Annotated in this window: 24 protein-coding genes and 2 tRNA genes; 8 read left to right on the top strand and 18 right to left on the bottom strand. The window is 62.4% G+C overall.

Features of this window, described 5'->3' with window-relative positions:
* Positions 1-88: 88 nt before the first annotated feature.
* Entirely contained in the window at positions 89-895 is an 807-nt protein-coding gene (locus ACEN9O_RS21295) for a Crp/Fnr family transcriptional regulator (protein ID WP_495613803.1), read from the top strand.
* Here ACEN9O_RS21295 and ACEN9O_RS21290 read toward each other — a convergent pair.
* The 12 genes from ACEN9O_RS21290 to ACEN9O_RS21235 all read right to left on the bottom strand — a co-directional run bounded on the left by ACEN9O_RS21290 (position 792) and on the right by ACEN9O_RS21235 (position 11,611).
* Positions 792-2,354 carry a CHASE3 domain-containing protein gene (locus ACEN9O_RS21290; RefSeq protein WP_495613802.1) on the bottom strand — a complete coding sequence of 521 codons (1,563 nt, stop codon included), beginning with the start codon at positions 2,352-2,354 and terminating at the stop codon, positions 792-794. The two genes, ACEN9O_RS21295 and ACEN9O_RS21290, sit on opposite strands and share 104 nt — an antisense overlap.
* A 123-nt stretch (positions 2,355-2,477) precedes the next feature.
* Positions 2,478-3,110 (bottom strand): response regulator, encoded by a 633-nt coding sequence (locus ACEN9O_RS21285; protein WP_495613801.1) that lies wholly within the window; start codon positions 3,108-3,110, stop codon positions 2,478-2,480.
* A 142-nt stretch (positions 3,111-3,252) separates the two neighbouring features.
* Positions 3,253-3,669, bottom strand: coding sequence for a MerR family transcriptional regulator (locus ACEN9O_RS21280; RefSeq protein WP_495613800.1), 417 nt, complete (start codon positions 3,667-3,669; stop codon positions 3,253-3,255).
* A 16-nt stretch (positions 3,670-3,685) separates the two neighbouring features.
* Entirely contained in the window at positions 3,686-4,033 is a 348-nt protein-coding gene (locus ACEN9O_RS21275; RefSeq protein WP_019919772.1) for an integration host factor subunit alpha, read from the bottom strand.
* A 162-nt stretch (positions 4,034-4,195) separates the two neighbouring features.
* Positions 4,196-6,622, bottom strand: a complete 2,427-nt coding sequence (gene pheT, locus ACEN9O_RS21270; RefSeq protein WP_495613799.1) for a phenylalanine--tRNA ligase subunit beta — start codon at positions 6,620-6,622, stop codon at positions 4,196-4,198.
* Positions 6,623-6,761: 139 nt separating this feature from the next.
* The gene (pheS, locus tag ACEN9O_RS21265) at positions 6,762-7,781 is read right to left on the bottom strand and encodes a phenylalanine--tRNA ligase subunit alpha (RefSeq protein ID WP_495613798.1); all 1,020 of its coding nucleotides are present in this window, start codon (positions 7,779-7,781) and stop codon (positions 6,762-6,764) included.
* A 104-nt stretch (positions 7,782-7,885) separates the two neighbouring features.
* Entirely contained in the window at positions 7,886-8,245 is a 360-nt protein-coding gene (rplT, locus tag ACEN9O_RS21260) for a 50S ribosomal protein L20 (RefSeq protein ID WP_070359934.1), read from the bottom strand.
* A 21-nt stretch (positions 8,246-8,266) separates the two neighbouring features.
* Positions 8,267-8,464, bottom strand: a complete 198-nt coding sequence (gene rpmI / locus ACEN9O_RS21255) for a 50S ribosomal protein L35 (protein ID WP_008449407.1) — start codon at positions 8,462-8,464, stop codon at positions 8,267-8,269.
* 272 nt (positions 8,465-8,736) lie between these two features.
* The gene (infC, locus tag ACEN9O_RS21250; RefSeq protein ID WP_301546328.1) at positions 8,737-9,276 is read right to left on the bottom strand and encodes a translation initiation factor IF-3; all 540 of its coding nucleotides are present in this window, start codon (positions 9,274-9,276) and stop codon (positions 8,737-8,739) included.
* 19 nt (positions 9,277-9,295) lie between these two features.
* Positions 9,296-11,203, bottom strand: coding sequence for a threonine--tRNA ligase (gene thrS, locus ACEN9O_RS21245; RefSeq protein WP_495613797.1), 1,908 nt, complete (start codon positions 11,201-11,203; stop codon positions 9,296-9,298).
* Between the two features lie 197 nt (positions 11,204-11,400).
* A tRNA-Val gene (locus tag ACEN9O_RS21240) sits at positions 11,401-11,477 on the bottom strand.
* A 57-nt stretch (positions 11,478-11,534) separates the two neighbouring features.
* Positions 11,535-11,611, bottom strand: a tRNA-Val gene (locus tag ACEN9O_RS21235).
* Positions 11,612-11,752: 141 nt separating this feature from the next.
* On the opposite strand from ACEN9O_RS21235, the gene ACEN9O_RS21230 reads away from it, so the two are divergent.
* Complete coding sequence (locus tag ACEN9O_RS21230; RefSeq protein WP_495613796.1) at positions 11,753-12,700, top strand: cation diffusion facilitator family transporter; 948 nt, start codon at positions 11,753-11,755, stop codon at positions 12,698-12,700.
* Positions 12,693-13,334, top strand: a complete 642-nt coding sequence (locus ACEN9O_RS21225; RefSeq protein ID WP_495613795.1) for a CatA-like O-acetyltransferase — start codon at positions 12,693-12,695, stop codon at positions 13,332-13,334. The genes ACEN9O_RS21230 and ACEN9O_RS21225 overlap by 8 nt, the downstream gene beginning before the upstream one ends.
* Before the next feature lie 97 nt (positions 13,335-13,431).
* Here the strand turns inward: ACEN9O_RS21225 and ACEN9O_RS21220 are convergent, their stop codons facing one another.
* Genes ACEN9O_RS21220 through ACEN9O_RS21210 form a run of 3 tightly spaced genes read right to left on the bottom strand, consistent with a single transcriptional unit; the run spans position 13,432 to position 16,952 of the window.
* Positions 13,432-15,696: a RelA/SpoT family protein gene (locus tag ACEN9O_RS21220; RefSeq protein WP_495613794.1), complete on the bottom strand. Its 2,265-nt coding sequence runs from the start codon at positions 15,694-15,696 to the stop codon at positions 13,432-13,434.
* A 7-nt stretch (positions 15,697-15,703) separates the two neighbouring features.
* A complete protein-coding gene (locus ACEN9O_RS21215) occupies positions 15,704-16,054 on the bottom strand; it encodes a RidA family protein (protein ID WP_495613793.1) in 351 nt (116 codons plus the stop codon).
* Between the two features lie 19 nt (positions 16,055-16,073).
* Positions 16,074-16,952: an alpha/beta fold hydrolase gene (locus ACEN9O_RS21210; RefSeq protein WP_495613792.1), complete on the bottom strand. Its 879-nt coding sequence runs from the start codon at positions 16,950-16,952 to the stop codon at positions 16,074-16,076.
* Between the two features lie 134 nt (positions 16,953-17,086).
* Here ACEN9O_RS21210 and ACEN9O_RS21205 point away from each other — a divergent pair, with 134 nt between their 5' ends.
* From ACEN9O_RS21205 to ACEN9O_RS21195, 3 genes are all read left to right on the top strand, one after another.
* Positions 17,087-17,881, top strand: a complete 795-nt coding sequence (locus ACEN9O_RS21205) for a 3-hydroxybutyrate dehydrogenase (RefSeq protein WP_495613791.1) — start codon at positions 17,087-17,089, stop codon at positions 17,879-17,881.
* A gap of 162 nt (positions 17,882-18,043) precedes the next feature.
* Positions 18,044-19,402, top strand: coding sequence for a dicarboxylate/amino acid:cation symporter (locus tag ACEN9O_RS21200; RefSeq protein WP_495613790.1), 1,359 nt, complete (start codon positions 18,044-18,046; stop codon positions 19,400-19,402).
* 71 nt (positions 19,403-19,473) lie between these two features.
* Complete coding sequence (locus ACEN9O_RS21195) at positions 19,474-20,088, top strand: M949_RS01915 family surface polysaccharide biosynthesis protein (protein WP_495613789.1); 615 nt, start codon at positions 19,474-19,476, stop codon at positions 20,086-20,088.
* Positions 20,089-20,140: 52 nt separating this feature from the next.
* Here the strand turns inward: ACEN9O_RS21195 and ACEN9O_RS21190 are convergent, their stop codons facing one another.
* Positions 20,141-20,791 (bottom strand): CoA transferase subunit B, encoded by a 651-nt coding sequence (locus ACEN9O_RS21190; RefSeq protein WP_495613788.1) that lies wholly within the window; start codon positions 20,789-20,791, stop codon positions 20,141-20,143.
* Between the two features lie 17 nt (positions 20,792-20,808).
* Positions 20,809-21,507, bottom strand: a complete 699-nt coding sequence (locus ACEN9O_RS21185; protein ID WP_495613787.1) for a CoA transferase subunit A — start codon at positions 21,505-21,507, stop codon at positions 20,809-20,811.
* Between the two features lie 128 nt (positions 21,508-21,635).
* Here ACEN9O_RS21185 and ACEN9O_RS21180 point away from each other — a divergent pair, with 128 nt between their 5' ends.
* Positions 21,636-22,196 carry a LuxR C-terminal-related transcriptional regulator gene (locus ACEN9O_RS21180; protein ID WP_495613786.1) on the top strand — a complete coding sequence of 187 codons (561 nt, stop codon included), beginning with the start codon at positions 21,636-21,638 and terminating at the stop codon, positions 22,194-22,196.
* An 89-nt stretch (positions 22,197-22,285) separates the two neighbouring features.
* Here the strand turns inward: ACEN9O_RS21180 and ACEN9O_RS21175 are convergent, their stop codons facing one another.
* Positions 22,286-23,062 (bottom strand): SDR family oxidoreductase, encoded by a 777-nt coding sequence (locus ACEN9O_RS21175; RefSeq protein ID WP_495613785.1) that lies wholly within the window; start codon positions 23,060-23,062, stop codon positions 22,286-22,288.
* Between the two features lie 253 nt (positions 23,063-23,315).
* Here ACEN9O_RS21175 and ACEN9O_RS21170 point away from each other — a divergent pair, with 253 nt between their 5' ends.
* The gene (locus ACEN9O_RS21170) at positions 23,316-24,944 is read left to right on the top strand and encodes an electron transfer flavoprotein-ubiquinone oxidoreductase (protein WP_495618512.1); all 1,629 of its coding nucleotides are present in this window, start codon (positions 23,316-23,318) and stop codon (positions 24,942-24,944) included.
* Positions 24,945-24,955: the final 11 nt, after the last annotated feature.

Here is a 24,955-nt window from a genome sequence, read left to right as displayed (position 1 = left end):
TGTTCGCAATCTAACAAAGACCATAAAGTGATGGCAACACTGAAGCGCAGCTTCGGTGCTCTTGTACAGCCAGATTGTGAGGAACAAAATGAACAACACCCAACTTAACGCAACCGACAAAACCGCAGCGCCACGCCTGGCGGTGAAGTCGAAAGAATACACGCTTGCGTCGCGGCCTGTTGTCAGCTACAGCGGCACCCTGCAGAACGAATTGCTGGCCGCACTCCCACGCGACGTGCTGGAATCGCTGTTTGAGCACCTGGAATTGGTGACCCTGCCCTTTGGCAAAGAATTGTTTGAATTCGGCGGCGCGATGGAATACGTGCACTTCCCGACCACCGCCATCGTTTCGCTGCTGTATGTGATGGAAGACGGCGCCACCACCGAGATCGCCGTTGTAGGACATGAAGGCGTGGTCGGCGTGTCGCTGTTCGAAGGCGAGCGCGCCATGTGCAGCGCCGTGGTGCAGGCGGCTGGCTACGGCTACCGCATGAAGGCCCAGCATCTGCGCGATGCCTTCAACCAGGGCGGCGCCTTGCCCGCGCTGCTGATGCGCTACAACACCGCGCTGTTCGCGCAGATGGCGCAGAACGCCGTCGGCGGCCGCCACAGCTCGATCGAACAAAAGCTGTGCCGCTGGCTGCTGGACCGCCTGGACCGCTCGCCATCGAACGAACTCAAGGTCACGCAGGAAATGATTTCCATCATGCTGGGCGTGCGCCGCGAAAGCATCACCGCCGCCGCAGGCAAGTTGCAGGACGACGGCCTGATCACCTACCGCCGCGGCAACATCACTGTGCTTGATCGCTCAGGCTTGGAGGCGTATGCGGGTGAGTGTTACAAGGTGGCGAAGACGGAATACGACCGTCTGCTGGTGGATGTAGCACGCTGTTAAGCACTTCGCTGATGGCCGGCGGCAGCGTCGATGCCGCCAGGCCGGCATCGGCGCGGCGCTCTTCATTCGGCGCACGATTGCGCAACGGTATGGAAACTTCGATGCAGGTACCCGCGTCGTTACGGCCGCGGCGTATCGTCAGCGTGCCGCCCAACAGCAAGGCGCGTTCGCGCATCCCCAGCAGGCCATGCGACATCGGCTTGACGATGGTATTGGAGGCGATGCCGATGCCGTCATCAATAATGCGCAGCGTTAAACCACCGGGGTTCAGGCTCAGGGTGACGGTGACGCGGCTGGCCTTGGCATATTTGCGGATATTGGTCAGCGATTCCTGCACGATGCGGAACAAGGCGATCGACAGGTCGCCCGACTGGCGGGCCGCGTCTTCAATGTCGGCGTCGACGTCGCAATCGCAGCGCACCTTGGCCAGGCGGCTGAATTCGTTGCAATAGCTTTCGATGGCGGCGCACAGGCCCAGGTTGTCGAGCAGGCTGGGGCGCAGGTTCTCGACGATGCGGCGCTTCATTTCCACGGTTTCCACCAGCGTGGCGCGGGCGCGCTTGAGCTGTGTCGCCAGTTCGGGATCGGTCTTCTGCAATTGCTGGGTGACGGCGGCGATATCCATGCTGATCGAGGTCAGGTTGGCGCCCAGCTCGTCGTGCAGCTCGCGCGACAGCCGCACTTTTTCTTCCTCGCTGATGCTGATCAGGTGGCGCGACAGCACCGACAACTGCTCGGTACGCTGCTCGACCTGCGATTCCAGGTTTTCATTGGCGCTTTGCAGCGCGTGCTCGACCTGGGCACGGTTGGCGAAACTGCGCCGCACCAGCTGGTAGAACATGACCAGCACCACGATGGCCAGGGCGTTGATGCCCATGCCCAGCAGCACCGCCTTCTGGTATTCCTGGTAGAACATGGCGCTGCGCGAGACCAGGGTTTCGTTCTGCTCCTGCTCCATGATCACCACTTGCAGGCGGATCTCGTCCATGCTGGCGCGGCCGTCGCTGAGCTTGGCGATCTTGACGATCTCCTCCAGCCCGCCCTCGCGGTAGACGTCGATGGCCTGGCTCATGATGCTCAGGCGGCGGCGCACCAGCGTGTGCAGCTGGGCCAGGTTCTTCAACTGCGACGGATTATCGGCAAGCAGCTTGTCGAGCTCCTTGAATTCGATCTCGGTTTCGGCCAGCGCGGTCCTGGTGGGGCCCAGGTAGGCGTCGCGGCCGGACAGGAAATAGCCGCGCATGCTGCTCTCGGCATCGAGCACCAGCACGTTCAGGTATTGCAGGCGGTCGGCCACGCGCGCGGTCTGGCCCAGCTGGACCTGGGCGCCGCGCAGCGCTTGCAAATTGTGGAACAGGCTGAATCCGTTGACGATCAGCAGCAACGCACAGGTCACGCACAAGACGGTCTTGTACAGCGGCAGGCGATGATGCGGCGCTGTTTCGACAGTGAAATACATCCTGAGGGGCTTCCTTCGCAAGGTTTGATCCGAGGCGAACATACGCCACACTAGCCGGATTATAGACCGATGAGGAAAGGAATGCTTTTGGAGCACGCCGCAATGGTGCGCGCCCCGGCGCGATCAATCGAGCAGATTGTTCTTCATCGCGTAGTAGGTCAGGTCGGAATTCGACTGCATGCCCATCTTTTCCATGATGCGGGTGCGGTAGGTGCTGACGGTCTTGATGCTCAGCGACAGCGCCACGCCGATGTCGGACACCGTGGCGCCGCGCGCCAGACGCAGGAAGACCTGGAACTCGCGGTCCGACAGCTCGGTATGCAGCGCCGTGTTGGGATCGCGATCGAAGCTTTGCGCCAGCAGCTCGCCGACGGTCGAGCTGACATAGCGCCGGCCCTGGTACACGGTGCGCACGGCCGAGATCAGCTCGTCGGCCTCGCATTCCTTGTTGAGGTAGCCGTTGGCCCCCATTTTGAACAGGTTCAGGGCGTACTGCTGCGCCGGATAGCCGGACAGGATCAGCACCGGCAGATCCGGCTGGCCCTGGCGGATGGTGCGCAGGGTGTCGATGCCGCTCTGGTCGGGCATGGCGATGTCCAGCAGCAGCACGTCACAAATTTCGCGCCGCGCGATGTCCAGCGCCTCGCGCCCGGTCCCCGCTTCGGCCACCACGTCGAAATCTTCCGACGATGAAAAAATCTGTTTGAATCCCGCTCTAACTATCTGATGGTCGTCACAAATGGCAACGCGTATCATTGTTTCCCCTCGTTTTGTCCGGCTGTGCGCCATAGGCCCCACCGGACTTCACGCCACCGTCTATCAGCGTAGCTGATATGAATAATGTTGAAATTATAGCAGCAATCATGCCGCTAGCCGCGCTTCGCGACAGCAGTACAAACTAGGATTGCTTGAGCAATGTCAAGATCGCCTGCAATTCGCCGCGTATCATTTCCCGGTCCAGCGGAGCAGGAACGTCCGCGGCCGGCAAGCCGTTGACAGCCAAGCCGCCATCATACTCCGCCGCCGCGCCATCATACGCACGGCTGTCGAGCTTATTGCGGGCGCCGCTGATGGTGAAACCCTGTTCGTACAGCAGTTCGCGGATGCGGCGTATCAACAGCACTTCGTGGTGCTGGTAGTAGCGGCGGTTGCCACGCCGTTTGACCGGCTTGAGCTGCGTGAACTCCTGCTCCCAGTAGCGCAGCACATGCGGCTTCACGCCGCACAGCTCGCTCACTTCACCGATCGTGAAATAGCGCTTGGCCGGGATCGGCGGCAGCACAACCAGTTCGGATTTGGCGAGGCGGTCATTCATCACGGCTCAGTCCCACTCAGGCGGCGCGCGCCATCGGATTGCTCTCTTCGACCATGCCCTTGAGTTTTTGACTGGCATGGAAGGTCACCACGCGGCGCGCCGTGATCGGGATTTCTTCCCCGGTCTTCGGGTTGCGACCCGGGCGCTGCGGCTTGTCGCGCAGCTGGAAATTGCCGAAACCGGACAACTTGACGGCCTCGCCGCGCTCGAGCGCGTTGCGGATCTCGTCAAAGAAGGTCTCCACCATGTCCTTGGCCTCGCGCTTGTTCAGGCCGACCTGTTCGAACAACAGTTCGGCCAGCTCCGCCTTGGTCAGCGTAGGCAAATCTTTTTCCGCATCCTGGCGTACCTTGGCCACCTGCATGGCCCGATGCAAATCGGCAGCCAATGCGGATTGGAGTACGGCGGAATCTACGTCGTTATTATTAATTTTCCTGCCCTGCCTTATCTAAGAACGAATGAGTCCGGCAAAGGCCGGACTCCCGAATGGTCGAAAAAATGATGATTTTACAACAATCCCGGCTGCCTAGCTACGCAGACGGGCGCCGTGTTTTTGCTGGGCGGCGTCGCCGACAGCGGCCATCACAGCTTCCACCACATCGTCTTGCAGCGTATTTTGAGTATCTTGCAAGCTAAAGCGGAAAGCAAGCGATTTTTCGTCCGCCTCCAGTCCTTTGCCCCGATATTCATCAAACAAAACAATGGCTTGCACGATCTTGCCCTGCGGACTCATTTGCACAGCAGCATTAAATGCGTCCAGCAAATCCTGCGCCGGCACAGCCTGCTTGACGACCACCGCCAGATCGCGGGTGGCGCCCGGGAACTTGGAGATTTCCGTATATTCTGGCACGGATCGTTGCTGCAAAGCAATAGCATCCACCTCGAACACCACCGGCGCGTGCGGCAGTTCGTATTTTTGCAGCCATCGCGGGTGCAGCTCGCCGATGAAGCCGATAACCTTGCCGTCCAGCAGCACATGCGCCGAGCGGCCCGGATGCAGCGCCGGATGCCCGGCCTTGACGAAGCGCAGCGACAGCGGCGCGAACAGGTGCTCCAGGTCGGCCTTGAGGTCGAAGAAATCGACCGCGCGGTTGTCCTGGCCCCACTGCTCGTCGGCCACGTTGCCGTAGGCCATGGCGGCCACGCGCTTGGGCTGGTGGTAGCCGGCGACGGTCAGCGCGCCGTCGGCCACGCTGTCGTCGCGCAGGTAGATGGCGCCGATCTCGAACAGGCGCACGCGGCTGGCCTTGCGGTTCAGGTTGTAGCGCACGTTGGCCACCAGGCTGCCGATCAGCGTCGAGCGCATCACGTTCATCTGGCTGGCGATCGGGTTCTGCAGCTTGATCGGGTTGGCGTTGCCGCCGAAATCCTGCTCCCAGGCCGCGTCCACAAAGCTCATGTTGACCACTTCCTGGAAGCCCAGGTCGGCTAGCTGGTGGCGCACCGCGAACAGCGAGCGGGTGTTTTCCGGCGCGATGATCATGGTGTTGGCAGCCACCGGCGCCACGGTCGGGATGTTCTCGAAACCGTAGACGCGCGCGACTTCCTCGATCAGGTCTTCCTCGATCTCGATGTCGAAGCGGTACGACGGCGACGTTACGGAAAACACGCCATCTGCCAGCGTGAACGGCAGCGCCAGGCGGGTGAAGATGTCAGCGATGGTCTGGTCGTCCAGCGCCACGCCGATCACTTTCTGTGCGCGGGCGGTGCGCATCTGCACCGGCGCGCGCTTCGGCACGTTGACGATCTGGTCGTCGACCGGGCCGACCTGCGTGGTCGGCGTGCCGCAGATTTCCATCAGCAGCGAGGTGATGCGCTCGATGTGCTCGACCGTGGTGGCGTAGTCGACGCCGCGCTCGAAGCGGTGCGCCGCGTCGGTCGAGAAGTTGTACTTGCGGGCGCGGCCCTGGATGGCGTTCGGCCACCAGAACGCCGCTTCCAGGTAGATAGCCTCGGTGTCCAGCGAGACGGCGGTGGCGTCGCCGCCCATGATGCCGGCCAGCGATTCGATTTCCTTGTCGTCCGAGATCACGCCGACCCATTCGTCGACCGTGACGGTGTTGCCGTTCAGGAGCTTGAGCGTCTCGCCGGCCTTACCCCAGCGCACGTTCAGGCCGCCGTGGATCTTGGCCAGGTCGAACACGTGGGTAGGACGGCCCAGCTCCAGCATCACGTAGTTGGAGATGTCCACCAGCGCCGACACCGAGCGCTGGCCGCTGCGCTCGAGGCGCTGCTTCATCCAGTCCGGCGTGGCGGCCTTGGCGTTGAGGTTGCGGATCACGCGGCCGGAGAAGCGGCCGCACAGGTCCGGCGCCGAGATCTTCACCGGCAGCACTTCGGCGCTGTTGACGGCGACCGGGCGGAAGGCCGGCACGTGCAACGCCACGCCGGTCAGCGCCGACACTTCACGCGCCACGCCCAGCACCGACAGGCAGTCCGCCTTGTTCGGGGTCAGCTTGATGGTGAACTTGAGGTCGTTGAGCGCGTAGTAGTCGCGGAAGTTCTGGCCGACCGGGGCGTCGTCCGGCAGTTCCAGCAGGCCGCTGCCCTCTTCCGACAGCTTCAGTTCCTTGGCCGAGCACAGCATGCCCTGCGACTCGACGCCGCGCAGCTGGCCGACCTTGATTTCAAACGGCTTGCCGTCGGCGCCGGGCGGCAGGATGGCGCCGGCCATCGCGCACACGACCTTCAGGCCGGGGCGCACGTTGGGCGCGCCGCAGACGATGTTGAGCAAGGTGCCGGTGCCGACATCGACCTGGCAGACGTTGAGGCGGTCCGCGTTCGGATGCTTGGCCATCTCGCGCACGTGGCCGACGACCACGTTGGAGAACGGCGGCGCCACGGCTTCGACTTCTTCCACTTCCAGGCCGGACATCGTCAGCAGATGGGCCAGTTCGTCCGAAGTCATCTTCGGATCGACCATGGTACGGAGCCAGTTTTCGGAGAATTGCATAATCAAGCCTTTTAGTTATCGTTGCCCCGTCGTTCCCGCGCAAGCGGCGGTCCGTCGCTACGGAATCCATGCTGAAGCGGCTTAGCCTGCGTTCCATGGATTCCCGCCTGCGCGGGAATGACGGCGCTTCAGTCTCGTATTAGTTGAACTGCTTCAGGAAGCGCAGGTCGCCTTCGTAGAACAGGCGCAGGTCGCTGACGCCGTAGCGCAGCATCGTCAGGCGTTCCAGGCCGGAGCCGAACGCGAAGCCGATGTACTTTTCCGGGTCGAGGCCGAAGTTGCGCACCACCGAAGGATGGACCTGGCCCGAACCGGAAATCTCCAGCCAGCGGCCCTTCAGCGGACCGGAACCGAAGGCGATATCGATCTCGGCCGACGGCTCGGTGAACGGGAAGTACGACGGACGGAAGCGCACCTGCAGGTCGTCGGTCTCGAAGAAGGCCTTGACGAAGTTCAGGTACACGCCCTTGAGGTCGGCGAAGCTGATGTTCTCGGCGATCCACAGGCCTTCGACCTGGTGGAACATTGGCGAGTGGGTGGCGTCGCTGTCGACGCGGTAGGTGCGGCCCGGCGCGATCACCTTGATCGGCGGCGTGTGGCTGCGTGCGTAGCGCACCTGCATCGGGCTGGTGTGCGTGCGCAGCAGCAGCGGCTTGCCTTCGCTGTCGTTGCCCTCGATGTAGAAGGTGTCCTGCATCGAACGGGCGGGATGGTTTTCCGGGCTGTTGAGCGCGGTGAAGTTGGTCCAGTCATTTTCGATCTCGGGGCCGTCGGCCACGTCGAAACCGATCGAGCGGAAGATCGCTTCCACCCGCTCCCAGGTCCGCATCACCGGGTGGATGCCGCCGCCGGCGCGTCCGCGGCCAGGCAGCGAGACATCGATGGCCTCGGCGTTCAAGCGGGTTTGCATCTGGGCGTCGGCCAGCGCGTCGCGCCGGGCCGTCAGCGCCGCTTCAATCTGCCCCTTGGCAGCATTGATCAGGGCGCCCTGCGCCTTGCGCGCTTCAGGGTCGAGCTTGCCCAGACCCTTCATCAATTCGGTGATCTGGCCGGTCTTGCCCAGATATTTGGCTTTGGCATTTTCCAGTGCGGCGGCGTCATCTTTGACCGCGTCGAAATCCTGCACTGCTGAGGCGACGAGTTGTTCCAGGGAGTCCATGCGTTTTTCTTATCCTCAATCAAAAACGGGGCACAGGTATCAACCTTTGCCCCGTTCTCAGTCGCGGACCCGTTGCCGGGACCGCGCGTCCAAATCAATGCGTATTAGGCAGCGATTTTTGCTTTCACAGCGTTGACAATCGCAGCGAACGCTGGCTTGTCCATCACTGCCATATCGGCCAGGACTTTACGGTCCAGTTCGATCGAAGCTTTCTTCAGACCATTCATGAAGACGCTGTACGTCACGCCATGCTCACGGGAAGCGGCGTTGATACGAGCGATCCACAGACGGCGGAAGACGCGCTTCTTGTTACGACGGTCGCGGTAAGCGTACTGACCAGCGCGCATCACTGCTTGCTTGGCAATACGGTATACCTTGCTGCGACGACCGCGGTAACCCTTGGCCATGTTTAATACTTTTTTATGACGGGCACGAGCTGTAACCCCACGTTTTACTCTAGGCATAGTAACTCCTTAGTTGTGAGATTAAGCGGTTGGCATCATACGCATAACAGACGTGACGTCCGAAGCGTTGATGTTACGGGTGCCGCGCAGCTGACGCTTGTTCTTGGTGGTCTTCTTGGTCAGAATGTGGCGCTTGAACGCCATACCCGATTTAACAGTACCACCCGGACGCACGCGAAAACGTTTTTTCGCGGAGCTTTTGGTTTTCATTTTTGGCATAGCAATCTACCCTCTTGGGTAGCTCCATATCAAACAGGATTGCAGGTGGTGACACTACGTCACGCTTAGATGCCTGCTTTCACTTGTTTTTGCAGCAGATGCGAGTCCACTACATTACAACAGCCGGCAATTATAGACCAGTTGCTGCAATTCTGCACCACAAATTAAAAAAGGCGCCACTGGGGCGCCTTCCGCCGTCGCTCCCGCGCAGGCGGGAGTCCATACTGAGCCAGCTCCGCATGGATTCCCGCCTGCGCGGGAATGACGAAATGTTACTTCTTTTTCTTCGGAGACAGGACCATGATCATCTGACGGCCTTCCATCTTCGGGAACTGCTCGACCTGGCCGTACGGCTCCAGATCGGCTTTCAGGCGTTCCAGCATACGGAAGCCAATATCCTGGTGCGCCATTTCACGGCCGCGGAAGCGCAGCGTGATCTTGGTTTTGTCGCCTTCATCGAGGAACTTGATGAGGTTACGCAGCTTGATATTGTAGTCGCCGTCATCGGTACCCGGACGGAATTTGACTTCCTTCACGGCGATGATCTTCTGCTTCAATTTCGCTTCGTGAGCCTTCTTCTGCTCCGAATACTTGAATTTGCCGTAATCCATCAAACGGCAGACCGGCGGGACCGCGGTAGGCGCGATCTCGACCAGGTCGACGTTTGCTTCTTCCGCCAGGCGGAAGGCTTCGGCCAAAGTCACGATACCGAGAGGCTCGTTATCGACCCCACTTAAACGCATTTCAGGGGCAGTGATTTCGCCATTGATGCGATGCGACTTGTCAGTAGCTATGGTGATTCCTTTTAAAATCTAATGAAGAGCTGTGCGATCAGGCTTTGTTGGCGACGTCTTGCTGAAGTCGCTCGATCAGGGCATCGATGGACATGACGCCCAGATCGACATTGCCCCGTGCCCGCACAGCCACGGTATTGGCATCCCGCTCTTTATCGCCAACCACAAGGATGTAGGGCAGTTTTTGGACGGAATGTTCGCGTATTTTATAGGTTATTTTCTCGTTGCGCAAATCGGTCTGCACGCGGAAGCCGCTGCGGCGCAGCTTTTCAGCCACTTGCGCCACATATTCGCCCTGCGCGTCGGAGATGTTCAGCACCGACACCTGCACCGGCGCCAGCCAGGTCGGCAAGGCGCCCGCGTAGTTCTCGATCAGGATGCCGATGAAGCGCTCCATCGAGCCGACGATCGCACGGTGCAGCATGACTGGTACCTGGCGGCTGTTGTCGGCCGCCACGTATTCGGCGCCCAGGCGCTCCGGCATGAAGAAGTCGACCTGCATGGTGCCGACCTGCCATGGACGGCCCAGCGAATCCTTCAGGTGGTACTCGATCTTCGGACCGTAGAACGCGCCCTCGCCCGGCAATTCGGTCCAGGTCACGCCGCAGGCGCGCAGGCCCGAACGCAGCGCGTCCTCGGCCTCGTCCCACACTTCATCGGTGCCGATGCGGTTGTCCGGACGCAGCGCCAGCTTGACTTCGATGTTGTTGAAGTCGAAGTCCTTGTAGACCTCCATCGCTTGCGTGTGGAAAGCCACCACTTCCGGCTCGATCTGCTCTTCGGTGCAGAAGATATGGCCGTCGTCCTGGGTGAAGCCGCGCACGCGCATGATGCCGTGCAGCGCGCCCGACGGTTCGTTGCGGTGGCACTGGCCGAACTCGCCGTAGCGCAGCGGCAGGTCGCGGTACGAACGCATATTGCTGTTGAAGATCTGCACGTGGCCCGGACAGTTCATCGGCTTCAGCGCGTAGGAGCGGTTTTCCGACTCCGTCACGAACATGTTTTCGCGGTAGTTGTCCCAGTGGCCGGTCTTGCCCCACAGGCTGGAGTCCAGGATCTGCGGCGCCTTCACTTCCTGGTAGCCGTTGACCTGGTACTTGTTGCGCATGTATTGCTCGACCTGCTGCCAGATGGTCCAGCCCTTCGGATGCCAGAACACCAGGCCCGGCGCCTCGTCCTGGAAGTGGAAGAAGTCCAGCTGCTTGCCCAGCTTGCGGTGGTCGCGCTTTTCCGCCTCTTCCAGCTGGAACAGGTACTGTTCCTGGTCTTCCTTCTTAGTCCAGGCGGTGCCGTAGACACGCTGCAGCATTTCGTTCTTGCTGTCGCCGCGCCAGTAGGCGCCGGCCAGCTTCATCAGCTTGAACACTTTCAGCTTGCCGGTCGACGGCACGTGCGGGCCGCGGCACAGGTCGGTGAAGCTGCCTTCGGTGTACAGCGACACGTCCTGGTCGGCAGGAATCGACGAGATGATCTCGGCCTTGTAGGCTTCGCCGATGGACTTGAAGTAGGCGACGGCCTCGTCGCGCGGCAGCACCTTGCGGGTGACCGGCTCGTCCTTCTTGGCCAGCTCGGCCATTTTCTTTTCGATCGCGACCAGGTCGTCAGGCGTGAACGGACGCTTGTACGAGAAGTCGTAGTAGAAACCGTTTTCGATGACCGGGCCGATGGTCACCTGCGCATCAGGGAACAGCTCCTTGACGGCGTAGGCCAGCAAGTGGGCGGTCGAGTGACGGATCACGTCCAGGCCCTCAGGGTCCTTGTCGGTGATGATGGCCAGATCGGAATCTTTCTCGATCAGGAAAGAGGTATCCACCACTTTGCCGTCAACCTTGCCGGCCAGCGCGGCCTTGCCCAGGCTGGTTGCGATGCTGGACGCCACTTGTGCAACGGTGACTGGGCCGTCGAATTCACGGGCAGAACCATCAGGAAGGCGAACTGAAAGCATAACGATCTCCATTTCGGCGCGGGCGCCAGGTAGTAGTGCAAAAAATGATAATAAAAACGCGGACGAAAAAAAACGCGGGCTAGCCGCGTTTTCTCTTTTTTTGAGCAAAAGAATACCGATCGACTAGCGTCACTCCCAAAGCTTGGTAGTAGTTCGCGGTGTCATAACCGGATTGCCTTTCTCGCTCTTACATGTTCTGGTGGGCGGTGCAGAATTCGAATCTGCGACCCCTTGGATGTCGACCAAGTATTCTAACCAGCTGAACTAACCGCCCGGGGGTACTGCACTGTACTGCTATTTTACTGCGCTTTTACTACTGTGCTACGTAATCTGGTGGGCGGTGCAGAATTCGAATCTGCGACCCCTTGGATGTCGACCAAGTATTCTAACCAGCTGAACTAACCGCCCGAAGACCAGCATTATAGAGAGCGATCCGAAGAAAAACAAGGGCATTCAAAGGAAACATTTACAAAATGCACTATGACGCCGCGATACGCGCGCCATCGACATCCTGTAAACTATGGCCGTCCCCATCACAACAAGAAGCCCATGCAAGCCGAAACCCGCGCCAACACTAGCGTAGAGCTGCCTCCCTCCCCCTCCGCCCACCTGCACGAACACCGCGACGGCGACGCCCAACATGCCCACTACAATGTGCAGCGCAGCCCGTCCGTGCTGGCGTGGTCGCTGGTGCTGACGCTGGGGTTCGCGGTTGTCGAGGTCGTCACTGGCTTCATGTCGAACTCGCTGGCGCTGATTTCCGACGCCGGCCACATGGTCACGGACGCTGCCGCGCTGGGCCTGGCGCTGCTGGCGCAACTGATCGCCAAGCGGCCGCCGTCGGCGCGCCACTCCTTCGGCTTCGGCCGCGCCGAGGCGCTGGCCGCCTTCGTCAACAGCCTGGTGCTGCTGGTATTGGTCGGCTGGATCGTCTACGAGGCTGCGCAGCGTTTCACGCAGCCGGAACAGGTGCAAGGCGGTACCGTGTTCATCGTCGCGGGCATCGGCCTGCTCATCAACCTGGCGCTGGCCTACATGCTGTCGCGCGGCGACAGCAATATGAATACACGCGCGGCGCTGGTCAATGTGATCGGCGACCTGCTGGGCTCGGTGGCCGCGCTGATCGCCGGCGCCGTCATCTACTACACCGGCTGGATGCGGATCGATCCGCTGCTGTCGATCTTTGTCGCGCTGCTGATTCTGAAATCCACCATCGACGTGCTGCGCGAGTCGTATCACTTCCTGATGGGCGGCGTGCCGGAGCAGATCGATTATTTGCGCGTCGGCGCGGACCTGGGGAAAATTGACGGCGTCCGCTCGGTGCACGACCTGCATGTATGGGATATGTCGCCGGGCCACCCGGCGCTGATCGGCCACGTGGAGATCGCCGACCTCGCGCACTGGCCCGAGATCCTGCACGCCATCAAGGCCATGCTGCTGGAAAAGCATGGTATCGACCACATCACTTTACAGGCAGAAGTAGCCCACGATGCATAACTTTGAAAAACGCCGCGACCGATACAACGCCTTTGCCGCATTTGAAAATCCGCTGGTCAACCTGAGCTTCGAACTGGAGGTGCAGGACTTCCGCCCGTTCTGCAAGGCCGAACAGCTGCCGCCGTTCCACGTCTTCCTGTACTGCGTGCTGAACTCGCTCAGGGAAATCGACAACTTCATGTACCGCGTCCACGAGGGCGAGGTCATCAAGATCGACGACTTCATGGCCTCGTACACCGTGCTCAACCGGGACAACAACCTGAACTTCGCGCGCTTCACGCTCTCGTCGGACCTGCGCGAGTTCGTTGCGCGCAGCGTGGAGGCGAAGAAGTTCGCCGAAGCCAGCGACGCGCTGGTCAACACCACCGAGGCGCTGAGCCCGCTCGACAAGAAGCGCAACGTCCACATCACCTGCATGCCATGGCTGAAGCTGGTGGCGATCGAGCATCCGATCTACCGCCACGAGAGCTACGACATTCCCTCGCTGGCCTGGGGCCGCTTCAGCGATCCGCGCGCCGACGGCAAGCTGACGATGACCATGTCGGTGCTGGCCCACCACGGCTTCGTCGACGGCTACCACATCAACCTGCTGGCCCAGGCCATCGTGGCGCGCGTGGCAAAAATTATCGCCTAAACGACGGGGGTCAAGTCTGACATTCGGACACGACCTCTACCGTAACGACCGCTACGGTAGAGGCCGTGTCCGAATGTCAGACTTGACCCCCGTGGTTTTAAGCGCGGCGCGCTTCCTGCACGCCGGTCACTTCGGCGATGGCGTTCAGCGCTTTTTGCAGCTGCGCGGTGGCGCCGATTTCCGCCGTGAAGGTCATGCGCGCAAAGCCTTTGGCACTTTGTGTGTTGACGCCGATGACGTTGATCTTCTCGCGCGAGAAGATCTCGGAAATGTCGCGCAGCAAACCCTGGCGGTCGCCCGCCAGGATGAAGATGTCGACCGGGTAGACGGTGTCCGACCCGGCACGCCCCCACTCCGTCACGATCACCCGCTCCGGCGCCTTGGCGCGCATCTCGGCGAAGTTCTTGCACGTGGCGCGGTGGATCGACACCCCCTTGCCGCGCGTGACGAAGCCGACGATGCCGTCCGGCGGCGCCGGCTTGCAGCACTTGGCCAGCTGCGTCATCAGGCCGTCGGTGCCCACCACCAGCACGCCCGACTTGGCGCCCTGGTCCACGCTGGACGCCTTGCTCTTGCCCAGCACCACCGCGTCTTCCGGCTCGGACGGCTCGCCGGTGTCATGCAGCGCCTGCTCAACGTGGCGCAGGCTGAATTCATCCTTGCCCACCGACAGGAACAGATCGTCCACCTTGGCAAAGCCCAGCTTATTGGCCAGCGCTTCCAGGTTGACCGCCGTCTTGCCTTCGCGCTGCAGGGATTTCTCCACCATCGCGCGGCCGTGCGACAGCGTTTCCTGCATGTCGATGGCGTGGAACCAGGCGCGGATCTTGGAGCGCGTGCGCGTGGCCACCGTGTACTCGTCGCTGAGCCAGTCGCGCGACGGCCCCGCCGTGCCCGGCGCGCCCTTGGCGGTGATGATCTCGCAGGTCTGGCCGTTCTTCAATGGCGTGTTCAGCGGCACCATGACGCCGTCCACGCGCGCGCCGCGGCAGCGGTGGCCGACGTCGCTGTGCAGGTGGTACGCGAAGTCGACCGGCGTGGCGCCGACCGGCAGTTCCAGCACGCGCGCCTGCGGCGTCAGCACGAAGATACGGTCGTCCAGCGCGGCGGACTTGAGCTTCTCGACCCACTCGCGCTGCTGCTCTTCCTGCCCGACCACGGCGTCGGCGACGTCGGTCTTCCACGCCAGCAGCTGGCGCAGCCAGGCGATCTTCTCGTCGTACTTCTGGCCGGCGAAGTTGGAGCCGCCCTCTTCCTTGTAGCGCCAGTGCGCCGCCACGCCGTACTCGGCAAAGCTGTGCATCTCCTGCGTGCGGATCTGCACTTCCAGCGGCCGGCCATCCTCAGCCGTCACGACCGTGTGCAGGGACTGGTAGCCGTTCGATTTCGGCCGCGAGATGTAGTCGTCGAATTCCTTCGGGATCGGGGTCCAGATATTGTGCACCACGCCCAGCACCGTGTAGCAGGTCTTGACGTCGGCCACGATCACGCGGAAGGCGCGCACGTCGTACAGGTCGGTGAAGTCCAGCTCCTTGCCCTTCATCTTGCTCCAGATGGAGTAGATGTGCTTGGGTCGGCCGAACACTTCGGCCTGGATGCCGGCCGCCGCCATCTCCGACTGCAGGCGCTCGATCGCCGAGGTGACGAAGCCTTCGCGCATCATGCGCTTTTCTTCCAGCATCTTGGCGATACGCTTGTAGGCCTCGGGCTCGATGAAGCGGAACGACAGGTCCTCCAGCTCCCACTTGAGCTGCCAGATCCCCAGCCGGTTGGCCAGCGGCGCGTACAGGTCCAGCGTTTCGCGGCCGTAGGCGCAGGTCATGTCGTTGAACAGCTTGATGTCGGCGAAGTAGCGCAAGGTCGTCACGCACGACGCCAGCCGCACCAGCACCACGCGCATGTCGGAGGCCATCGCCAGCAGCATCTTGCGCAGCGTTTCAACCTGGGCCACCGCCATCTGCGCGGCGTTGCGGCCGCGCGCGACGGCACCCTGCTGGCCCTGGCCCTGGCCCTGGGTCTGCGTCAGCTCACGCAGGCGTATCAGCTGGCGCACGCCGGCCACCAGGTCGCTGACCTCCTGGCCGAAACGCGGTTCGATGATGGGCGCCTGCGTCGTGTCGAGCAAGGTCAGCTCGAACATCAGGCCGGCGATGCGGGTCTCGACGTCGGTGCGCATGAAGGCCAGCGTGCCGGCCACGCCGACCGCGAAGTCGATCGCTGGCTGGCCGCTGACGCACAGCTTGTCGCTGTAGGCGCCGCCGGCGAAGTCCAGCGCCGACAGCATGCGGGCGCTGTCGTCGGGCGACAGGCCCAGGACCAGCTGCTCCGATGTGGCGCTCGTGAGCGCGGTGATGGAAACCATGATGCCCCTAGCGCTGCGCTGCGACGACGATGATTTCCACCCGCCATGCCGGATCGGCCAGCCTGGCTTCCACCGTGGCGCGCGGCGGCGTGTGGCCGCCCGGCACCCAGGCGTCCCACACTTCGTTCATGCCGCCGAAATCGGCCAGGTCGGCGATGTAGATGGTGGTGCTGAGGATGCAGGTCTTGTCGCTGCCGGCTTCAGCCAGCAGGCGGTCGATGTGGCCCAGCACTTCGCGGGTCTGGCCCTGGATGTCCAGCGTCTTGTCGTCGGCGATCTGGCCCGCCAGATACACGGTGCCGTTGTGGATGGCCACTTCGGACAGGCGCTTGCCTACATGCAGTCGTTTGATTTCCATACTTTGTTTTCTTCTTTAATTAACCCAACAGGAATTGCTTAACTATCGCGATCTGGTCGTCGTGGAAAAAGGTCGGCGCGTGGCCGACGTCCGGGATTTCCACCAGCGTGGCCTTGGGGCCGCGCTGGGTCATCAGCGCCGCCGTCTCGGCCGACAGCAGGTCCGACTCGGCGCCGCGCACCAGCAAGGTCGGGCAGCGGACCGCATCGTAGGCGGACCACAGCAGCGCTTCATCGGCCGCGGCCGATTCCGGCGTGGCGGAGCGGAACGGCAAGGCCAGTCCCATATCGTAATGGCGCACCCACTTGCCGTCTTTATCCTGGCGCAGCACGTCGCTCGCCAGTTTATGCCATTCCTCCTCGGTGTGCTGGCCGAAGGTCAGCGAGACGTCGCGGATGAACCGGGCCGCCTCGTCGAAGGTGTCGAAGCGCAGGTCCTGGCCGATGTAGTCGCCGATGCGCTGCAAGGCCATCGGCGCCAGCACCGGGCCGATGTCGTTGAGGATCAGCTTGCGGATCGGGTTGTCCGGCAGCGAGGCCAGGCCCAGGCCGATCAGGCCGCCCATCGAGGTGCCGAACCAGTCGACCGTCTGCCGCTCGCCGTCCGGCAGCACGCGCGCCAGCAGGGTGACGATGTCGCTGACATACTGCGGAACCCGGTACAGCTGCGGATTCTTCAGCCAGCCGGAGCGGCCGCGGCCGACGATGTCCGGGCAGATCACGCGGTAGTCGCCGGCCAGCGCGCGCGCCATGTTGTCGAAGTCGTCGCCGACGCGGGTGACGCCGTGCACGCACAGCAGCACATGAGGGTTGCTCTCGTCGCCCCACTCCTTGTACGACATGCGGTGCAAACCAGCCAGCGACAGGCATTGAACAGACTTTATTTTTGCTTCGAACATGCGACTTCCTTGGTGGTTTTTATAGTGATTTGTGCAATGCTGTTTAGAAATACCATTTTACCGGGCGTTGCGCTTAAAATCCTACCGAAGTGTATCGCAGCACGACTTTAATCTCCAACCCTCCAGAGGACACTATGGCAAACAAGACTTTGAGCGGCAAAACAGCGCTGGTGACCGGCTCCACCTCCGGCATCGGCCTGGGCATCGCCCGCACCCTGGCGGCGGAAGGCGCCCACGTGCTGCTGAACGGCTTCGGCGACGCCGCTGAAATCGCCCAGCTGCAGATCGACCTGGCCCGGGAATTCGGGGTGCAGGTGGCCTACCACAATGCCGACATGTCCAAGCCGGCCGAGATCGAAAGCATGATCGCTTTCGCCGGCGACAAGTTCGGCGGCATCGACGTGCTGGTCAACAACGCCGGCATCCAGTACGTGGCCAACGTCGAGGACTTCCCGGTCGAGAAATGGGACGCCATCATCGCCATCAACCTGACCTCGGCGTTCCACACCTCGCGCCTGGTGCTGCCGCGCATGCGCGCCAACAACTGGGGCCGCATCATCAACCTGGCCTCCACCCACGGGCTGGTGGCCTCGGCCGGCAAGTCGGCCTATGTCGCCGCCAAGCACGGCCTGATCGGCCTGACCAAGGCCAGCGCGCTGGAGACCGCCGCCACCGGCGTGACCGTCAACGCGATCTGCCCCGGCTTCGTGCTGACGCCGCTGGTGCAGAAGCAGGTCGACGCCCGCGCAGCCAAGGACGGCATCAGCAACGAGGACGCCAAGAAGGCGCTGCTGGCCGACAAGCAGCCGTCCGGCGAGTTCGTCACGCCGGAGGAGCTGGGCGCGCTGGCGGTGTTCCTGTGCAGCGACGCCGCCAGGCAGGTGCGCGGCGTGGCGTGGAATATGGATGGCGGCTGGGTGGCGCAATAGGAAGTTGCCACAAACCGGGCGCAGCTTCGTTATGCCGCCTCGCCGTGCAGGCGCACTGCCTTCGGCGCCATGACTCGCTGCGCCCGGTTTGTGGCAACTTCCAAGTTTACTTCCGTTGCATAAGGGATATCACTGTTGTGAATGCGGTTAACCACAATGGTGATGTCTCCTATTTTGTCGGATGATGGGCTCATCACAAAAACGCGAGGAGACCCCGTGAAAAAGCCGTTTTATAAAATTCTGTACGTGCAGGTGTTGTTCGCCATTGCCTGCGGCATCCTGCTAGGCATCTTCTATCCATCCGACGCGGTCAGCATGAAACCGCTCGGCGACGGCTTTATCAAACTGATCAAGATGATCATCGCACCGGTGATTTTCTGCACCGTGGTCGCGGGCATCGCCGGCATGCAGGACGTCAAGAAGATCGGTCGCGTCGGCGGCAAGGCGCTGTTGTATTTCGAGGTGATCTCCACCTTCGCGCTGGTGATCGGCCTGTTCGTGGCCAACATCATCCGTCCGGGCGCCGGCTTCAACGCCGACCCGGCCACGCTGGACACCAAGTCCATCGCCGAGTTCACGGAAAAAGCCAAGCACCAGTCGACCATTGACTTCGTGATGAACATCATCCCGAACACCGTGGTGGACGCCTTCGCCAAGGGCGACATCCTGCAGGTGCTGCTGATCGCCATCCTGTTCGGCTTCTCGCTGTCGCTGCTGGGCGAACGCGGCAAGCCGGTCACCAAGCTGATCGACGACCTGTCGTCGGCCATCTTCGGCGTGGTCGGCATCGTCATGAAGGTCGCCCCGATCGGCGCCTTCGGCGCGATGGCCTTCACCATCGGCAAATACGGCATCGCCTCGCTGAAACCGCTGGCCACGCTGATGGGCTGTTTCTACCTGACCTGCTTCCTGTTCGTGGTGGTGGTGCTGGGCACGGTGGCGCGCCTGACCGGTTTCTCGATCTTCAAGTTCATCAACTACATCAAGGAAGAGCTGCTGATCGTGCTGGGCACCAGCTCGTCGGAAAGCGCGCTGCCTTCGCTGATGACCAAGCTGGAACGCCTGGGCTGCTCCAAATCCGTGGTGGGCCTGGTGGTTCCGACCGGCTACTCGTTCAACCTGGACGGCACCAACATCTATATGACGATGGCGGCGCTGTTCGTGGCGCAGGCCACCAACACCGACCTGACCTTGACGCAGGAGCTGACCATCCTCGGCGTGGCGATGCTGACCTCGAAGGGCGCGTCCGGCATCACCGGCGCCGGCTTCATCACGCTGGCGGCCACGCTGGCGGTGGTGCCGACCATTCCGGTGGCCGGCATGGCGCTGATCCTGGGCATCGACCGCTTCATGAGCGAATGCCGCGCGCTGACCAACTTCGTCGGCAACGGCGTTGCCTCGGTGGTGGTATCGCACTGGGAAAAAGAGCTGAACCACGACACCCTGCACAAGGAACTGAACAATCCCGGTTCGACCGTGACCGACCCCGACCTGCAACCGCTGACCCGCCACGCGCACTGATCAGCCTTTCCCGGCCACGCCCCGCACGCCGTCCGACGGCCTGCGGGGCGTTTTTCATATATATTCTGGGAATGAAATCCACTCCCCTCCACCTCCCGGCCGCCGCCCTGCTCTGGCTGGCCGGCGGCATCGGCAGCGCCGCCGAGCCGGCGCCGCAGGTCGACGCCATCTACCTGGCCGCGCGCCACATCGGCTACACGGGCAAGCTGCTCGGCGCCAGGCGCGTCGACGACCGCGACGGCGAGCACCTGCTGGTGCTGAGCCGCAAGGCCAGCCACGCCGACGACCACATCGAACTGGCCGCCACCTACTACGGCCGCCAGGACGGCCGCTGGCAGACGGAGTGGACGGTGCGCGACAACGTCGACTGCCCCATCCTGGACCATAGCGCCGATTTCTTCCTGGCCGCCATCCGCATCACCGACCTGAACCACGATGGCCGCAGCGAAATCACCATACCGTATAAACTGTTTTGCAGCGGCGGCATCGACTACTCCACCGTCAAGGTGATCCTGCGCGAAGGCGCCACCAAGCTGGCGATACGCGGCGAGCTGGAATTCCACGACAACGGCCCCGCGCTCGAGGGCAAGCGACAGTACGACGCCATCCTGCTGCAGCCAGCCAACGCCGCCTACAAGCGGCATATGGACGCGGTATGGAACAGCATCGCCCGCCGCCGCGAGTGAGCGCCGCATAAAAAAAGCACGCCGCAGCGTGCTTGGTTTGCGGCGGCTGGGCTTACAGCGCCGACATGTCCAGCGCGACGCCGGTGGCGGCCTGGATCTGCTCCTTGCTGACGCCGGGCGCCAGCTCGGTCAGCTTCAGGCCCTTGCCGGTCACTTCCATCACGCCCAGGTCGGTAACGATCAGGTCCACCACGCCGACGCCGGTCAGCGGCAGCTCGCATTGCTTCAGCAGCTTGTGCGAGGTGGTGCCGTCCTTGGCGGTGGCGACGTGCTCCATCAGCACCACCACCCGCTTGACGCCAGCCACCAGGTCCATCGCCCCGCCCATGCCCTTGACCATTTTGCCCGGGATCATCCAGTTGGCCAGGTCGCCATGCTCCGACACCTGCATCGCACCCAGGATCGCCAGGTTGATCTTGCCGCCGCGGATCATGCCGAAGGAGTCGGCCGAGCTGAAGTAGGCCGCGCCCGGCAGCGCCGTCACGGTCTGCTTGCCGGCGTTGATCAGGTCGGCGTCGACCTCGTCGTCGGTCGGGAACGGACCGATGCCCAGCAAGCCGTTTTCCGATTGCAGGAACACTTCCATGCCCGCCGGCACGTAGTTCGCCACCAGGGTCGGCAAGCCGATGCCGAGGTTGACGTAGTAACCGTCCTGCAATTCCTTCGCCGCGCGCGCGGCCATTTCGTCACGAGTCCATGCCATAGTAATCTCCGATATTCTTAGTTAGCGCGCACGGTGCGCTGCTCGATGCGTTTTTCCGGCGTGGCGTTGACCACGATGCGGTGCACGAATATGCTCGGCAGGTGCACGGCGTCCGGGTCGATCTCGCCGATTTCCACCAGCTGCTCGACTTCGACGATGGTGACCTTGCCGGCCATCGCCGCGTTCGGGTTGAAGTTGCGCGCGGTCTTGCGGAACACCAGGTTGCCGGCCTTGTCGGCCTTCCAGGCCTTGACCAGCGCGACGTCGGCCACCAGGCTGCGCTCCATCACGTACTGCTCGCCGTCGAACTCGCGGATTTCCTTGCCCTCGGCGACGATGGTGCCGACGCCGGTCTTGGTGAAGAAGGCCGGAATGCCGGCGCCGCCGGCGCGCAGCTTCTCGGCCAGCGTGCCCTGCGGCGTGAATTCCAGCTCCAGCTCGCCGGCCAGGTACTGGCGCGCGAACTCCTTGTTTTCCCCCACGTAGGAGGCGATCATCTTCTTGATCTGGCGGGTCTCCAGCAACTGGCCAAGGCCGAAGCCGTCCACGCCGGCATTGTTGGAGATGGCGGTCAGGCCGGTCACGCCGGAATCGCGCAGCGCGCCGATCAGCGCCTCCGGGATGCCGCACAGGCCGAAGCCGCCAACCGCGATGGTTTGCCCGTCTTGTACGACGCCCGCCAGCGCTGCGGCGGCATCAGGATAGATTTTATTCATGGGTGTCCCTTTATGGTGTGTTGCTGAATCCTTGCTAACATTATTAAATGCGCTAGCGACGAGGCGTCTCAGCATAGAATACGCACATCAAAAGCACAATACCGTAGAACTACCTGCCGCCCCCACACATGAACTCTGCCCCGGTCATCGATTACGAATCCATCTTCCTGCACGCGCCGGTCGGCATGTGCATCTCGGAGAACCGCGTCATCCAGTCCTGCAACGAGGCGCTGGCGTCGATGTTCGGCTATGCGCGCGCGCAGTTGCAAGGCCTGTCCTTTGTGGTGCTGTATCCGACCATGGACGAGTTCCTGCGCACCGGCGACCGCATCATCCCCATCATGAACGCCAGAGGCCGCTATTCGGACGAGCGCATCATGCGCCGCGCCGACGGCGAACTGTTCTGGTGCCACGTCACCGGCCACGCGATGAAGGCGTCCGAGCCGCTGGGGCCCGGCATCTGGACCTTCGAGGACGTCAGCGAAAAACGCCCGGTGACGGCGGAGCTGACGCCGCGCGAACGGGAGATCGCCGCGCTGCTGGTCGAGGGCAAGACCAGCAAGACCATCGCCCGCCAGATCGACCTCAGCCCGCGCACGGTGGAAATGCACCGCGCCAAGCTGATGCGCAAATTCTCGGCCGCCACCTCGTCCGAGCTGGTGCACAAGCTGGTCGGGCTGCAGCTCTGACCAACGTCATTCCCGCGCAGGCGGGAATCCATACGCCGCATCCCCGCCGGCTCAGCATGGGTTCCCGCCTACGCGGGAACGACTATGCTTTACATCGCGGTCATGCCGTCGTCGGCCGAGATGATTGCGCCGTTGATGAAGTTGGAATCCTCGCCGGCCAGCAGCAACAGCAGGCCGTCCAGGTCGTCCGGCTTGCCCGGGCGCTTGCGCGGCAGCATCTCGATCAGCTTCTGGCCCTGCTCGCTGGCGAAGTATTCCTCGTTGATCTCGGTCGAGATGTAGCCCGGGCAGATGGCGTTGGTGTTGATGCCGTACTTGCCCCACTCCACCGCCATGGCCTTGGTCATCTGCACCACACCGGCCTTGCTCATGCAATACACGCCGATCTGCGGCATCACCCGCAGCCCCGCCACCGAGGCGATGTTGATGATGCGGTGCTTCTTGCTCGGGTCGCCCTTGGCGCGCGCGATCATGCGCTTGGCGGTCTGCTGCGCCACGAAGAAGGCGCCGCGCAGGTTGGTGTCCATGACAAAGGCATAATCCTCCGGCGTGACGTCGACCAGCCGCTGGGTGGTCGACACGCCCGAATTGTTGACCAGGATATCGATCGGCCCGGCCTCGGTCTCGGCATGGGCGATGGCCGACTTGATGCTGGCGTAGTCGGTCACGTCCAGGCTGACCACGTGGGCGGCGCCGCCGTCCGCCTCGATCTCGGCGCGCAGCTCCTTCAGGCGCTCGGTGCGGCGCGAGGCCAGCACCACCTGGGCGCCGGCCTGGGCCAGCACTTTGGCAAACCGGGCTCCGAGACCGCTGGAGGCGCCGGTGATCAGCGCAATTTTTCCCTCAAAGTTGACTTCTATGCCCACGAGCTACTCCTAGTGTTTGGTATGTGTGATGAATTCGCCGACAGCGTGGCTGTCGTATCGTTATGATTACACAAATCGCCAGTATTAGATTGCAGTGTCTAATAATGTCCCTCAAAATGGCGCCCACATTGCATTCCGGGCGAAAAAGAAGCACACTCGTGCTTAAATTTTCCTCCACCCTCATTGACCACTATAAGAACAGACCATGACACAGCCACAAAATCTAGTAGAACAGTACGGCCCGCGCGACGCGATGGAGTATGACGTCGTGATCGTCGGCGGCGGCCCTGCGGGCTTGTCGGCGGCCATCAAGATCAAGCAGCTGGCCGCGCAAAAAGGCCAGGACGTGTCGGTCGTCGTGCTGGAGAAAGGCGGCGAGCTGGGCGCCCACATCCTGTCCGGCGCCGTGATGGACCCCAAGGCCCTGACCGAACTGATCCCCGACTGGAAGGAAAAAGGCGCGCCGCTCAACACCGCCGTCACCGAAGACCGCGTGCTGTTCCTGACCGAGACCAAGGCCATCAAGACCCCCAACTTCCTGCTGCCGGCCTGTTTTGAAAACCACGGCAACTACGTGATTTCGCTGGGCAACGTGGTGCGCTGGCTGGGCCAGCAGGCCGAGGCGCTGGGCGTGGAAATCTTCCCCGGCTTCGCCGCCGCCGAGATCCTGTACAACGACGACGGCTCGGTCAAGGGCGTGGCCACCGGCAATATGGGCGTCAAGCGCGATGGCGAAGCCGGCGCCGACTTCCAGCTGGGCATGGAGCTGCACGGCAAATACACGCTGTTTGCCGAAGGCGCGCGCGGCCACCTGGGCAAGCAGCTGATGGCCAGGTACGACCTGAACAAGGGCAAGGACCCGCAATCGTACGGCATCGGCATCAAGGAACTGTGGGAAATCGACCCGGCCAAGCACCAGCCGGGCCTGGTGGTGCACACCACCGGCTGGCCGCTCGACAGCAAGACCTATGGCGGCTCCTTCCTGTACCACCTGGAAAACAACCAGGTCATGGTCGGCTATGTGGTCGGCCTGAACTACGAGAACCCGTATCTGTCGCCGTACGAGGAATTCCAGCGCTACAAGACCCACCCGGCCATCAAGACCTTCTTCGAAGGCGGCAAGCGCATTTCCTACGGCGCCCGCGCGATCACCGCCGGCGGCCTGCAATCCTTGCCCAAGCTGGTGTTCCCGGGCGGCGCCCTGATCGGCTGCGACGCCGGCTTCCTCAACATGAGCCGCATCAAGGGCAGCCACGCCGCCATCAAGTCCGGCATGCTGGCCGCCGAGTCGGTGTTCGAGGCGCTGGGCGCCAGCCGCCAGCACGACGAACTGGCCAGCTACCCGGTCGCTTTTGAAAAATCCTGGCTGCACGAGGAACTGCACGTGGCGCGCAACGTCAAGCCGTGGCTGAACAAGGGCCTGTACCTGGGCTCGCTGATGACCGGCATCGACCAGCTGGTCTTCCGCGGCAAGGCGCCGTGGACCCTGCACCACAACCACGCCGACCATGAATGCCTGAAGCCGGCCTCGCAGTGCGCGCCGATCAGCTATCCCAAGCCGGACGGCAAGCTGACCTTCGACCGCCTGTCGTCGGTGTTCATTTCCAACACCAACCACGCCGAGGACCAGCCCATCCACCTGACGCTGAAGAATCCGAGCGTGCCGGTGGACGTCAACCTGGCCCGGTACGCTGGCCCGGAGGCGCGCTACTGCCCCGCCGGCGTCTACGAATTCGTCAAGACCGACGACGGCGCCGACCGCCTGCAGATCAACGCCCAGAACTGCGTGCACTGCAAAACCTGCGACATCAAGGATCCGACCCAGAATATCGTCTGGATTACGCCGGAAGGCGGCGGCGGCCCCAACTATCCAAATATGTAAGGCAAAAAAGC

The sequence above is a fragment of the Duganella sp. Dugasp78 genome (assembly GCF_059491455.1).
The sequence above is the reverse complement of the archived record's forward strand: the minus strand, read 5'-3'. Positions and strand labels throughout refer to the sequence as shown.

What these genes read in the sequence shown, in the direction of transcription:
- ACEN9O_RS21295 (WP_495613803.1), top strand. Translation starts at nt 89, where the DNA reads ATGAACAACACCCAACTTAACGCAACCGACAAAACCGCAGCGCCACGC.
- ACEN9O_RS21290 (WP_495613802.1), bottom strand. Translation starts at nt 2,354, where the DNA reads ATGTATTTCACTGTCGAAACAGCGCCGCATCATCGCCTGCCGCTGTAC.
- ACEN9O_RS21285 (WP_495613801.1), bottom strand. Translation starts at nt 3,110, where the DNA reads ATGATACGCGTTGCCATTTGTGACGACCATCAGATAGTTAGAGCGGGA.
- ACEN9O_RS21280 (WP_495613800.1), bottom strand. Translation starts at nt 3,669, where the DNA reads ATGAATGACCGCCTCGCCAAATCCGAACTGGTTGTGCTGCCGCCGATC.
- ACEN9O_RS21275 (WP_019919772.1), bottom strand. Translation starts at nt 4,033, where the DNA reads ATGCAGGTGGCCAAGGTACGCCAGGATGCGGAAAAAGATTTGCCTACG.
- pheT (WP_495613799.1), bottom strand. Translation starts at nt 6,622, where the DNA reads ATGCAATTCTCCGAAAACTGGCTCCGTACCATGGTCGATCCGAAGATG.
- pheS (WP_495613798.1), bottom strand. Translation starts at nt 7,781, where the DNA reads ATGGACTCCCTGGAACAACTCGTCGCCTCAGCAGTGCAGGATTTCGAC.
- rplT (WP_070359934.1), bottom strand. Translation starts at nt 8,245, where the DNA reads ATGCCTAGAGTAAAACGTGGGGTTACAGCTCGTGCCCGTCATAAAAAA.
- rpmI (WP_008449407.1), bottom strand. Translation starts at nt 8,464, where the DNA reads ATGCCAAAAATGAAAACCAAAAGCTCCGCGAAAAAACGTTTTCGCGTG.
- thrS (WP_495613797.1), bottom strand. Translation starts at nt 11,203, where the DNA reads ATGCTTTCAGTTCGCCTTCCTGATGGTTCTGCCCGTGAATTCGACGGC.
- ACEN9O_RS21230 (WP_495613796.1), top strand. Translation starts at nt 11,753, where the DNA reads ATGCAAGCCGAAACCCGCGCCAACACTAGCGTAGAGCTGCCTCCCTCC.
- ACEN9O_RS21225 (WP_495613795.1), top strand. Translation starts at nt 12,693, where the DNA reads ATGCATAACTTTGAAAAACGCCGCGACCGATACAACGCCTTTGCCGCA.
- ACEN9O_RS21220 (WP_495613794.1), bottom strand. Translation starts at nt 15,696, where the DNA reads ATGGTTTCCATCACCGCGCTCACGAGCGCCACATCGGAGCAGCTGGTC.
- ACEN9O_RS21215 (WP_495613793.1), bottom strand. Translation starts at nt 16,054, where the DNA reads ATGGAAATCAAACGACTGCATGTAGGCAAGCGCCTGTCCGAAGTGGCC.
- ACEN9O_RS21210 (WP_495613792.1), bottom strand. Translation starts at nt 16,952, where the DNA reads ATGTTCGAAGCAAAAATAAAGTCTGTTCAATGCCTGTCGCTGGCTGGT.
- ACEN9O_RS21205 (WP_495613791.1), top strand. Translation starts at nt 17,087, where the DNA reads ATGGCAAACAAGACTTTGAGCGGCAAAACAGCGCTGGTGACCGGCTCC.
- ACEN9O_RS21200 (WP_495613790.1), top strand. Translation starts at nt 18,044, where the DNA reads ATGTCTCCTATTTTGTCGGATGATGGGCTCATCACAAAAACGCGAGGA.
- ACEN9O_RS21195 (WP_495613789.1), top strand. Translation starts at nt 19,474, where the DNA reads ATGAAATCCACTCCCCTCCACCTCCCGGCCGCCGCCCTGCTCTGGCTG.
- ACEN9O_RS21190 (WP_495613788.1), bottom strand. Translation starts at nt 20,791, where the DNA reads ATGGCATGGACTCGTGACGAAATGGCCGCGCGCGCGGCGAAGGAATTG.
- ACEN9O_RS21185 (WP_495613787.1), bottom strand. Translation starts at nt 21,507, where the DNA reads ATGAATAAAATCTATCCTGATGCCGCCGCAGCGCTGGCGGGCGTCGTA.
- ACEN9O_RS21180 (WP_495613786.1), top strand. Translation starts at nt 21,636, where the DNA reads ATGAACTCTGCCCCGGTCATCGATTACGAATCCATCTTCCTGCACGCG.
- ACEN9O_RS21170 (WP_495618512.1), top strand. Translation starts at nt 23,316, where the DNA reads ATGGAGTATGACGTCGTGATCGTCGGCGGCGGCCCTGCGGGCTTGTCG.